Source organism: Rhodococcus sp. EPR-147 (assembly GCF_001647185.1).
Lineage (GTDB): Bacteria > Actinomycetota > Actinomycetes > Mycobacteriales > Mycobacteriaceae > Rhodococcoides.
Genome location: NZ_LVCU01000106.1, coordinates 1 through 11584, shown reverse-complemented (window position 1 = coordinate 11584; position 11584 = coordinate 1). Strand labels below are relative to the sequence as shown.

8 protein-coding genes and 1 pseudogene are annotated in these 11584 nt (G+C 65.0%); 5 read left to right on the top strand and 4 right to left on the bottom strand.

All coding sequences use genetic code 11. From position 1 onward, the window contains the following. Positions 1–256: pseudogene (locus tag A2J02_RS28055) on the top strand (alpha/beta hydrolase); the annotation flags it as partial. A 90-nt stretch (positions 257–346) separates the two neighbouring features. On the opposite strand, the gene A2J02_RS05085 reads toward A2J02_RS28055, so the two are convergent. After that, the gene (locus tag A2J02_RS05085; RefSeq protein ID WP_068047573.1) at positions 347–2404 is read right to left on the bottom strand and encodes a PhoX family protein; all 2058 of its coding nucleotides are present in this window, start codon (positions 2402–2404) and stop codon (positions 347–349) included. Positions 2405–2476: 72 nt separating this feature from the next. Further along, the gene (locus tag A2J02_RS05080; protein WP_197477940.1) at positions 2477–3544 is read right to left on the bottom strand and encodes a beta-mannosidase; all 1068 of its coding nucleotides are present in this window, start codon (positions 3542–3544) and stop codon (positions 2477–2479) included. A 332-nt stretch (positions 3545–3876) separates the two neighbouring features. Between A2J02_RS05080 and A2J02_RS05075 the strand changes: the two genes are divergently transcribed. The 4 genes from A2J02_RS05075 to A2J02_RS05060 are packed head-to-tail and all read left to right on the top strand — an operon-like array spanning position 3877 to position 10538. Next, positions 3877–5859, top strand: coding sequence for a hypothetical protein (locus A2J02_RS05075; RefSeq protein ID WP_068047570.1), 1983 nt, complete (start codon positions 3877–3879; stop codon positions 5857–5859). Between the two features lie 10 nt (positions 5860–5869). After that, complete coding sequence (locus A2J02_RS05070) at positions 5870–7390, top strand: hypothetical protein (RefSeq protein WP_082899481.1); 1521 nt, start codon at positions 5870–5872, stop codon at positions 7388–7390. Continuing rightward, positions 7387–8895 carry a glycosyltransferase gene (locus A2J02_RS05065; protein WP_068047577.1) on the top strand — a complete coding sequence of 503 codons (1509 nt, stop codon included), beginning with the start codon at positions 7387–7389 and terminating at the stop codon, positions 8893–8895. Before A2J02_RS05070 ends, A2J02_RS05065 begins: the two co-directional genes overlap by 4 nt. Further along, entirely contained in the window at positions 8892–10538 is a 1647-nt protein-coding gene (locus A2J02_RS05060) for a glycosyltransferase family 39 protein (RefSeq protein WP_082899480.1), read from the top strand. Before A2J02_RS05065 ends, A2J02_RS05060 begins: the two co-directional genes overlap by 4 nt. Positions 10539–10548: 10 nt before the next feature. On the opposite strand, the gene A2J02_RS05055 is transcribed toward A2J02_RS05060, so the two are convergent. Both A2J02_RS05055 and A2J02_RS05050 read right to left on the bottom strand, forming a co-directional pair. After that, positions 10549–11277 (bottom strand): amino acid ABC transporter ATP-binding protein, encoded by a 729-nt coding sequence (locus A2J02_RS05055; protein ID WP_068047565.1) that lies wholly within the window; start codon positions 11275–11277, stop codon positions 10549–10551. A gap of 1 nt (position 11278) precedes the next feature. Next, a partial coding sequence (locus tag A2J02_RS05050; protein WP_156516099.1) for an ABC transporter permease subunit occupies positions 11279–11584 on the bottom strand: 306 nt, incomplete at its 5' end.

Genomic DNA, 11584 nt, shown 5'->3' with positions numbered 1-11584 from the left:
CGCCGTATCGGATTCGGGAGCACTGCCGATTCTGCTCACACGTGTGGGCCGCGATCGCCCCGAATTCGTCTCGGGGGTGAACGCTTTCGTCGAGGCTGCCCACGCTACGAACCTAGACATCATCGACGTACCCGACGTACCCGACGGACAACACGGATTCGACATGCTCGATCACACCGGCGAATCGCGTGATGCCGTCAGCCGTGCGATGGCCTGGGTCGTCGCACGGCTGATGGCAGATACGGCTGCCGACTGAGCGCCCCGAGGACGCCTGACACAACCGAAGCGCCCGCAGTCGACTGTCTTCGACCACGGGCGCGTTCCGATCGATGCGAAACAGCTATGGCTACGCCGACTTCCACACTGCGACGACGGACGGCCGAGGCTGAGTGTCGCCGCCGTCGGGCCAATGCGAGATCGGTGCGTCGGCGGTGGCATCGTCGCTTTCGCCCGGGTGCTGCACGCACACCACGACCCGCTCGTCGGAGACGATGGGACCGCAGGTCTCGCCGCCCGCGGGAACCGTCAGGAACTGGCGGGTCTCACCACGGCGTGGGCCGTCGAGCACCACGGCGAACAGGCCGTCGTTGGAGTCGAGAGCGTTTCCGTCGGTGGAGACCCACAGGTTGCCCTTCGAGTCGAACGCGAGGTTGTCGGGGCACGAGATGGGGCTGACCTGACTCTTGTCGAAGCCGCCGAAGTACGTGTCGGCCTCGTTCGGGTCACCGCACACCAGCAGCAGGTTCCAGGTGAACGACGTGCCCGCGTGGTCGTCCTCGAGCTCGAGCACCTGGCCGTTCTTGTTGGTGTTGCGGGGGTTGGCCTCGTCTGCCCCGGCTTTGCCCTCGGTGCCTCGGTTGGCGTTGTTCGTCAACGCGACGTAGACCTTGCCGGTCACCGGGTTGGGCTCGAAGTCCTCCGGGCGGTCCATCTTGGTCGCGCCCACCTTGTCGCCGGCCAGGCGGGTGAACACCGCCACCTCCTCGGCGGTCATGCCGTCGACGAGGGATTCGCCGCGGCCGTCCTCGTTCGTGCGCAGCAGCGGCACCCACGTTCCGGTGCCCTTGAATTCACCGCTGGCGGGAAGGGTGCCGGAGCCGTCGATCTCGTCCGGGGAGTCGCCGGTGAGCGTGGCGACGTACAGCGTGCCCGCGTCCAGCAGCGTCAGGTTGTTGCGCATCGCGGCCGCGCCGGTGCCGGGCATCATCTTGCGGCTCGAGACGAACTTGTACATGTAGTCGAAGCGCTCGTCGTCGCCGCTGTAGGCGACGACGGTGCCGTCGTCGGTGACGTAGATGGTGGCGGCCTCGTGCTTGAAGCGTCCCAGCGCGGTGTGCTTGATCGGAGCCGACTGCGGATCCCACGGGTTCACCTCGACGATGTACCCGAATCGGTTGGCCTCGTTGGGCTCCTGGGCAAGATCGAAGCGCTTGTCGAAGGTCTCCCACTTGCGATCGCTGGCGGCACCCTCGATGCCGTAGCGGGCGAGCCGCTCGGCGGCGACGGTCTCGGTGACCGACTCCGCGTTGCCGAAGTACTGGTTGAAGTTCTCCTCGCCGGAGAGCACCGTGCCCCACGGCGTCAGGCCGCCTGCACAGTTGTTGAACGTACCGAGCACGCGGGTGCCCGTCGGGTCGACACTCGTCTTGAGGAAGTCGCTGCCCGCGGCGGGGCCGGTGACGACGAACTCCGTGGTGCCGGTCATACGGCGGTTGTACCGGCCCATCGCAGGGGTGAGCTTGCCCGCGTTGCCCTCGCCCTGAACCTGAACCACCGTCAGACCGTGCGCGGCGAGCGCTACGTCGAACTGCTCACGCGTCGGGTTCTCCTCGTCGTAGCCCTTGAACATCGCCGGCTCGGTGGTGTACTCGTGATTGACCACCAGCAGGAATGCGTTGGGCGTGCCCTCCACCGGCAGTAGGCCGGCGAAGTCGTTGTTGAAGCCGAACTGCATGGCCTGCGCCGCACCGGTCTGGTTGTCGAAGTCGAACGCCGGAGCGCCGTCGAGCACCGGATCGCCCCAGCGAATGACGACGGCCTGCTCGTGGCCCTCGGGTATCACGACTGCGTCCTCGGTGTTCGGTTCCACCGCAACGAAATCCACGCCGTCGACGGGCGGGGTATCGGCACCCGACGTGCTCGAGGTTGCGCCTCCGGTGGTGGCGGGCTCGTCGGTCGAGCACGCCGCGAGAGCGCTACCGGCACCCACGGCGAGTACCGCCATGGCACCGCCCTTGATCACACCGCGCCGCGACATGGCGGTCTTGACGATGTCGCCGAAGTACTGACCCTTCGACGTGTTGGGAACCTCGTGGAAACACGCATCCCCGCACTTGTACTTGCACGTCAATGCTGACCGCTTGGAGCTTCCGTCGTGAACCGCGAACAAGGGTAGTGGCTTCATGTCACGGCACGCTGTCACCCAAAAGCGAAAGTAAAGGAACGTTCAGGTGAAGTCGCGGACAACGAGGATGCCCTAACGTCCGATCGTCTGCCACAACGGATCGCCGGGTCCGATGTCGTAGGTGCACTCGTCCGGCCGCGGGTCGGGTACGAAGGCCCACAGCAGGGCTCCGGCTGTGCCTGCGGCGCGTTGGCCGTCGATCTTGGTGGCGATACTCGTTGCGCGAGAATCGATATCGCCACAGGAACCGGCGAGTTGGCCGATCTCCCCGACCAGGAGGGGTTTGCCCACCGCAGCGCTCTGGGTGATCCGCCGCTGCAGCCCGTTCCACTGATCTCCGGGCAACGGCACACCGTCGTATCCGTAGTCGTGGTACTGCAGCACATCGACGAAGGGCGACTGGGCGAGGTACTCGTACTCGTCACCCTGGCTACCGCACTGTCCGCCGCCGGTGAGACCGGCGGTGATCAGGGTGCGGGGATCGACAGTGCGGAGCTGTTGCCCCGCGGTGTCGAAGAAGGAGCGCAGAACCTGGGCGGCGTCTGCGGTGCAGGTTCGGGTGGTCCACGAGCACGCCGCGTCGGTGCACGAGCTGGTTTCCGGCTCACCGACCAATTCCCAGGCTGCCAGTGCGGGCGAATCCTTCCACCGGTTCACAGCAGTGAGCATCCACTGCTCGAAACTCGTCACCGCATTCGCGTCGGGGACGGCAGGGGGCGTCGTCCATCCGTCGACGTACCACTGTCTGCCCTTGAAGGCGTTTCCTTCACAGGCCCCGTCCTGTGGCGAGAGAACCGGGACGACCAGTTGCCCGTGCGCCTCGGCCGCCGCGAAGACCGCGTCCATCGGGCGAAAGTCGAGTGCGCCGGTGAATCGGTTGATCGTCAGCGCTTGGAACGCGTTGAACCGCGTGAGGGAATGTGAAGGCAGGGCACCGAAGTAGCCGTTCAGGTCCACCATCGCTCCACAGCCTGCGTTGACCGACCAATCGGTCGCAAGCTGATAGGCATTGAATCCGGTCGGCCACCAAGGATTTCCGTCGAGTGCGAGACCGTCGGCGCTTGCCGTGACGCGGGCACCGGACTCGGGGGCTGCTGCCGCGTCGGGCACACCGGTGCTCAGCGCGAGGGACAGCACCATTGCTGCGCCCACTGCGCACCGTGAAAACATCGAAACGATCCGCATCGGCGTAATGCTAGATGTCTGCTGCACGAATTTCCGAATTGTGAATTCGACGGCCCCTGGACGGCAATATCACCGTATTCGTACAATTCGACGAGCTCCGTTGCGTCGGAATTCGATTCCACCGGGCCGAGCCGCTCATTGAGTCGAACTTTCGTGTCTCCCAGTATGTTTCTGGCCGAATTTCGATCCAGATGGGTAAATGTACGACTTTCCGATGTACCGAAGATCGGGAATACGCAGTACAGTTCGGGTTTCCGTTTCATTATGCGAAAGCTGGAAATCCCCCAATGCGAATCGCATACGTTGCATCGACGGCAGTTCTCGTCGCAACTACGTTTCTGCTTACGGCCCCGTTCGTATCGGCGCAGCCGATCGATGGAGAGCAACAGGATTATGTTGATCGCTTCACCTTCGGCGAATTGGGACTGGGTCGGTCCACCACCGTGGACTCGACCGGACAGGCCACCAGACTGACCGTGCCGTCCCCTGCAGGCTCGGTGCCCTCGATGCTCGATGCAGTGATGACGGTGCCTGCCTGGCTCGACCGGGGTTGGGTCGACGTCGAATCGGACGGTCGGCCGATCACCCGCATCACGCTCGACAACACCGCACCGACCACTGCGGTGTCGATTCCACTGGCTGCGGCACCGACGGTCGACGGAGCAATCGCCCTCGATCTGATCCCGTCTCTGATTCCCGACGATCGCTACTGCCCCGATCCTGCCTCCGATGCCGTCCGATTGATCGACGCAACCGTGGCCTACCAGGGGCAACCGGCGGTGCCCGAGACCATTGCGGACTTTCTGCCGGTAGTGCTGAGGACGCTGACGCTGTTCGTCCCGTCGGACGCGGATCGCGAAACCGTCACCGCCGCAACGATTGTGGCAACCTCGGTGATCCACCACTACGGGGCGCAGCCGGTCCGGGTGGCCGTTCGGCCGGACAGTGAGCTTGCAGGGGCGGCACCGGACGGACCGTTCGAGAGATCAGTCGTATTGGCAAGGAGCTCCGACGCCGGTGTGGAACTGATCTACCCCGTCGACCAGGCTCCACCACGGATGTACCTCACCGGAACGGGGTCGGATCTGACCGATCAGGCCCGCCTCGTCACCAGTGATCTCTCCGACATCGCGGTCTCCACGGCTGCTTCGGCAGGACCATCGTCGGCAACAGCGCAACTTCCGCCCGAATCGATCACGCTCGACGACCTCGGCATCGGCACGGTGACCGGTTCGGGCGGTGCCACGGCGACTGCGTCCATCACGATCGATCAGACGCGGCTCGGCCGATCGGCATCGAACCTGTCCGTGCACCTGATCGGCAGCTACACACCGGGCGCGGGATCGGTGCGGGCCACGGTGAACGGGTCACCGCTCGCAGTGTGGGAGGCCGACGACACCGGTCGGCTCGATCGCTGGATCGACATTCCGAATTCGTCCCTGTCCCGCGTCGAGACACTCGACATTTCCGTCGACCATCCGTCGACCACGGGTGGCGGTGGCTGCTCCGCGGCCGCCGATACGAGTGTGACCGTGGACGGCTCGACTCTGGTGCGGTCTTCGGATTCCACGACACCGGCCCCGCTCGGCCTGCGATCGATGCCGCAGGCGCTGATGCCGCAGTTCGAGATCGCGATGGCCGACGAGTCCTACGCGGGAGTCGTCCGAGCGGTCACGATGGCAACCGGACTGCAGCGTCTGTCGAGTCTGCCCCTCCTCCCGGAGGTCGTGTCGATGGAACAGGCGCTCGACGGTAGTGGACCCGCCCTCGTGATCGCGCCTGCCTCGGAACTGCCCGAGACGGTGACCCTGCCGCTGTCGTCGATCGACGAGACGACATTCCGGGTCGCCGACCCGGACTCCGCCGGCGGTGCCACCGAATTGACGGTCGACACCGACGAGCCCTTCGCGACGGTGCAGGTGACGTCGGTGCAGGACAACGCAGTCCTCGTCGGATCCTGGAACTCGGCACCGGACCGATTCGACGCCATGCTGTCCTGGCTCGACGACGACCCGGCTCGGTGGTTCGCGCTCGACGGCGACATCGTGTTCGCTGCGCAGAACACCGAACCGATCTCACTGTCGAGCGCGGCACTGTCCGGTGCGGACGACACCGCAGCGGCGCCCGAGAACACAACCGACCGAACGACGGTGCTGGTCGTGGGAGTCGGTCTTGCGGTACTCGCAGCCGCGGGCGTGGGCGCACTCGTGCTCGCGCTCCGAGCGCGCCGGTCGACGACCGCGCCGAGCCGGCACAGCGACTCGACATGAGCGACTCGACATGACAGTGGACACCGCACCCAACACGGGCGCGGTACCGACCGCGCCACCTCGGTGGCGAGCACGGCGTCCGCTCGCCATCCTGGTCGTGCGCTGGGTGGTTCTCCTCGCCTGTGTCGTTCTCGCGTTCCTTCCCACCTGGGTGCGGCTGGCGCAGGAGGCGTCCGACGGTGCCATCACCGCGTACATCTTCGTGTTGCCCCTGCTCGCTGTCGTTGCGGCGCAGGGAGTAGCGCGGCGTAGGGCCGACGAGCTGCCCATCCACGATCGGCAGACCGACAACATCGTCGGCGGTATCGGCTTGCTGGTGTCCATCGCGATCAAGGCGCTGTGGCTGCCGCGCTACGCCGATCAGTACGAGCTGGCGCACTTGGATGTCCTTGCGGCGCTGACGTTCTTCTTCGGTGGCGCGATCCTGATGTTCGGACTGCGTCCGGTGGGTCGGTTCTGGTCCGTCTGGCTGTTGCTGCTCGCGTTGAGTCCGCTGGGCTACCGGTTGGTCGCCATCGGTTTGGGCGGAGGCCGTTTCGCCTACGCGGCGGTGATGGTGCTCTTGGCAGGAATCGCCGGTGCCATCGCCGTCGGCCGCACCAGGCGTCGCGGATGGCTCGGGTTCGTGTGCACCGTCTCGTCCGGATTGGCAGTTGCGGCAGTGATGTTGGCGGTGTGGCCCCAGATCGACATCATCTGGCTGCAGCTCGTCCCGACCGTCGGCGCGGCAGCAGTCACCGGAAGCGGCTTCTATCTCACTGCGCGTCGCGGCCGATTCGACGAGCGACGGCCGCGCCGCCTCGCTGTCCCGACGGCGAAGTCGTCGCCGAGCTCGATCGTCGTCTCGATCGTGGCGGCTGCGGTCCTGGCTCTCGTTCCCCTACCCGACCGCACCCCCGTGGCGGCACCGACGGGACCACCTGGTGCGGCATCTGTTCCCTTGGTTCCGCCGGTCGGTTTCAGCGAGATCGACATGGAGCAATTCGATTGGGTCCGCGCGTTCTTCGGAAGTCGTGCCACTCTGACCCGGCAGACGATGCGCGCCGACGAAGGCAATTCCGCCTGGGACCTGCGGTCGAGACCACGGACCGTGGTGGTCGACGTTCTGTCGACGACCAATCGGGCCAGTCTGGCCGTCTATCCGGAGAGCACCCTGTATCGATTGACCAACACGCGCACGAGCCAACCCCTGACCATCGATCTCGGACGCGGGGTGACGGGTGCGCTGTACACCTCGGTCAGCGACGCGTTGCTGCTCACCTGGACCAAGCTCGTGTTCCATTGGCAGCGAGGCGATGTGTTCCAACGTGTGACCGTCATCAGCGTCGACAATCACGACCTCGATGCCGCGTTCCCGCAGCCGATGCCGTCGATGGCATCGAATCTCGGTACAGCGATCGGCACCTTGCTTCGGGGCAACGCCATCTCCATCGACGACGATCCGGAGTACAAGGATCGTGAGCTGTTGACGACCTTCGGCACCGGGCTCGTTCGCCAGCAGTGGGCCCCGGCGAACGGTGCGCCGCTGTGACCACAACTCCCACGGAGGGACGACCGACGCCCCCGCGTGTCGGAACGGAAACCGAAGAGTTCCGAGCAGCTGCGCTCTACGACGCGATCAACGGATTGGCCGATCGAAATCCGCTGGCGTCGGCCGCAATTGCGTTCGTTCCCTGGCAGAAGTACACGGCGATCGGGGCTGCGCTTTCGCTCCTCGCCTGTGGAGTGTTCGCTCCGGTCGGGACGCTGCTCGTGGTCACGGTCGTGTGCACCATCGGGTATCTGCTGGCGATGATCGACCGCTTACTGCTGTTCTCCCGAGGTCTGGACGCGTCGGCGATCGTCACGGTGACCGACGAGGAAGCCAGGGCCGTTCCCGACGATCGGTTGCCGTACTACACCATTCTGGTTCCGGCGTACGACGAGCCGGAGGTGGTGGGTGACCTCATCGCGGCGATGACCGGCCTGGACTATCCAGCCGACAAGCTGCAGGTTCTGTTGCTGCTCGAAGAGGACGACGAGGTCACCATCGAGGCGGCCGCGCGCAGCGGCGTCAGCGATTCGGTGGACGTGGTCCTGGTCCCCGCAGGCGACCCTCGCACCAAGCCGAAAGCATGCAACTACGGATTGCATTTCGCTACCGGGACGATCGTGACGATTTTCGATGCCGAGGATCTGCCCGAGCGACTGCAACTGCGTCGCGTCGTCGCTGCTTTCGAGCGGCTGCCCGACACCGTCGCGTGCGTGCAGGCGAAGTTGGCTTTCCACAACGGTTCTCAGAATCTGCTGACCGGGTGGTTCACCGCGGACTACGCCCTGTGGTTCGGGTATCTGCTGCCGGGCCTGATGGCCAGCACCTCGCCGATTCCCCTCGGCGGAACCTCCAATCATCTGCGCCGCGACGTCATCGACGAGGTGGGGGCCTGGGACGGCTTCAACGTCACCGAGGACGCGGATCCCGGTGTGCGCATCGCGGCCTCGGGCTACTCGACGGCGGTGCTGGACTCCACCACTCTCGAAGAGGCCAACAGCGATCCGATCAACTGGGTTCGCCAGCGCTCTCGTTGGTACAAGGGCTATCTGCAGACGTGGTTGGTGCACATGCGCAGACCGGTCGCCACGGTGCGTGCCCTCGGCCCGGTCGGCACCTACCGCTTCACATTGTTGCTCGCGGGAACACCGATCACCGCGTGCATCAACATGGTCTTCTGGTTCACCACGGCGGCATGGATTCTCGGCCAGCCGGCATTGGTGGCCGAGCTCTTTCCGCCGTACATCTACTATTTCTCGTTGCTGTCTCTGGTGGTGGGCAACATCGCCACGGTGTACATGTACCTCATCGCGAGCCGAGAGAGCGACAACGCGTACCTGCTCGTTCCCAGCCTCACGATGCCCCTGTACTGGGTGATGATGAGCGTGGCCGCCATCAAGGGGTGTTGGCAGCTGGTTCGCAATCCGTCGTACTGGGAGAAGACGTTCCACGGCCTGTCCGGCCCCGCCGCGCCGACGCCGGTCGGCGAAGAGCAGAACACGTGAATCGGCGCACCCCCTGGATCGTGTTCGGCAGCGCGCTGGCGGGCTACCTGGCGGTGGGGCTGACTCTGAGCATGCGTTTCGGCTATCTCCTCGGCGACGCATTGTCGCGAACCCCGGCCGCGCAGGCGGTGCTGCTCAGCCGCGATCCACACGTGTCGGCCATCGGCTTCATCTTCACGCCGTTGACGGCCCTCGCACAGTTGCCCATGGTCGCCTTCGCATCGTGGTGGCCGGCGATCACCCGGTGGAACATCTCGGGCATCGCGGTGTCGGCGGTGTTCATGGCCGGTGCAGTGGTGATGATCCACGGGATCTGCCGAGACCGCGGACTGCCCGGCCGATACAACCTCCTGCTCACCGTCGTCTTCGCGATCAACCCGATGATCGTCTTCTACGGAGCCAACGGCATGAGCGAGGCAGGCTTCCTGTTCTTCCTCTGCTGGGCTGTACGACGGTTGATTCGATGGATGAACACCGACGACGTTCACGATCTCCTGTTGGCAGGCGTCGCATTGGCTCTCGCCTTCCTCGCTCGCTACGAGGGCGTCGTTCCGATAGCTCTGGCCGCGGTACTGGTGGCGGTCGTGACGGCTCTTCGTCGGGGCCAGCCGTATTGGAAAAGCATGCGCCGCAGAGCAATTCTGGACGCAGTGCTCGTTGCAGGGCCCGGCACGGCAGTGTTTCTGGTGTGGATCAGCACGAGCTGGCTGATCACCGGTGAGGCGCTCGCCCAGCTGTCCTCGAGCTACGGAAACGCCGCGATTCTGACGCAGTCCGGCGGGCCCAGCGGTGACCTGATTGGCACCGGCCTGTTCTCGCTCGGTGCCGTCGTCGTGCTGGGACCGGCGTTGCTGGTGACGCTACCGCTGGCCGTGGTGCTGGCGCTGCGTCGCCGAGACCTCGAATTCGTCGTGGCACCATTGCTTTTCGGTGGGGTGCTCGGATTTCAGGCCGCGAGCTACATCACGGGTTCGACATTCGGCTTCCTGCGGTTCTTCATCTGTGCCGTTCCGTTGGCGGCAGTCGTTGTGGTACAACTGTTTCCGGCCACCGGAGATCGGCCGACCCGGCGCGCAGGGGCCTATCGACGGCACCGCCCCGTGCTCGCGCCGCTGCGTCCTGCCGCCGCGGCGGTGGCAATGACGGTCTGTGCGCTGGCTCTTCCGGTAACTGGGTGGGCGATGGTGCAGCCGGGGTTGTCGAGTCAGCAGTACGCCCTCGGTAGTCTCCTCGACGAAAATCCCCGGGCCGACGATCCCCAGGCGATGGCGGCCCGTCGAGTCATCGATTCCTTCTCCACCGAACGCCGACTGGCGTCGTACCTCGACGGCCAGAACCTCCCGGAGGGGTCGATCCTCCTCGACACCGTCTACGGGTTCGCCGTCGTGGCAGCGTCGGAACACCCGAAGCGGTTCGTGGTTCCGTCCGACCTGGACTTCACCCAGATCCTCAACGACCCGGCATCGGCGGGCGTGCAGTATCTGCTGACGGTGCCCAACGAGGGCCGCGGAGTGTCCGATGCGGTCAACCGGCGATATCCGACGATCTACGACAACGGAGCCGACCTGTATCCACTCGTCCTCGAAGTTCCGAACGACGGTGCAGATCAACCGGATTGGCGTCTGTACCGGGTACCGGGCTGACCGACGCTCGCTACAGTACCTGCGACAGAAACGTTTTCAGTCGATCGGTGTGAGGATCGTCGAACAACTGCTCCGGCGTTCCGGTTTCGACGGCGCTGCCGTGGTCCATGAACAGCACCCTGTTGGACACCGATCGCGCGAAGCCCATCTCGTGGGTGACCACCACCATCGTCATTCCGCCCTTCGCGAGGTCGGCCATCAGTGCCAGCACACCTTTCACCAATTCGGGGTCCAGAGCGGAGGTGGCCTCGTCGAAGAACATCACCTCGGGCTTCATGGCCAGGGCCCGGGCGATCGCGACACGTTGCTGTTGCCCACCGGACAGATTGCCCGGACGCGAATCCGCCTTGTCGGTCAGTCCCACCAGCTCGAGCTGATCCATCGCCGCCGCACGAGCCGCCTCCTTGGACAGGCCGAGCAGCTTGCGCGGGCCCAGAGCGATGTTGTCCGCAACGGTCTTGTGCGGAAACAGGTTGAACTGCTGGAACACCATGCCGATGCGCTGACGCAGCTCGTCGGGGTTGTCCTTCAGCACCGACTTGCCGTCGAGCAGGATGTCTCCCTGCTCGGGCTCGTGCAGTCGATTGAGAGCACGCAGCAATGTCGACTTACCCGAGCCCGACGGTCCGATGACCGTCGTCGTCGTGCCCGCCGGAACGTCGATGCTCACCCCGCGCAGCACCTTGTTGGTACCGAAGGACAGGTGAATGTCCTTGCCTACGAGCGAAACAGAAGTCATGTCAGCCTCTTTCCACGACGACGGCCTGCTCGACCGGGTCCAGCGTCTGCTCGGCCTTGCCGGTGCGCAGTCGCTTGTCGATGTAGTTCACGAGATGGGTGAGCGGCACGGTCAGCACCAGGTAGAACAATCCGGCGGCGACGAGCGGGGACAGATTTCCGGTCTGTGCGTTGAGATCTCGACCGACGGCGAACAGCTCGCGTTGAGTGGCGAGCAGTCCGAGGAAGTAGATCAGCGACGAGTCCTTGATCAGTGAGATGAACTGGTTCATCAGCGCCGGCAGGACGCGTCGGACACCCTGTGGGAC

Excerpts from the sequence above, each read along its gene's own strand:
- A2J02_RS05055 (WP_068047565.1), bottom strand. The coding sequence starts at position 11,277 with ATGACTTCTGTTTCGCTCGTAGGCAAGGACATTCACCTGTCCTTCGGT.
- A2J02_RS05085 (WP_068047573.1), bottom strand. The coding sequence starts at position 2,404 with ATGAAGCCACTACCCTTGTTCGCGGTTCACGACGGAAGCTCCAAGCGG.
- A2J02_RS05075 (WP_068047570.1), top strand. The coding sequence starts at position 3,877 with ATGCGAATCGCATACGTTGCATCGACGGCAGTTCTCGTCGCAACTACG.
- A2J02_RS05080 (WP_197477940.1), bottom strand. The coding sequence starts at position 3,544 with ATGGTGCTGTCCCTCGCGCTGAGCACCGGTGTGCCCGACGCGGCAGCA.
- A2J02_RS05070 (WP_082899481.1), top strand. The coding sequence starts at position 5,870 with ATGACAGTGGACACCGCACCCAACACGGGCGCGGTACCGACCGCGCCA.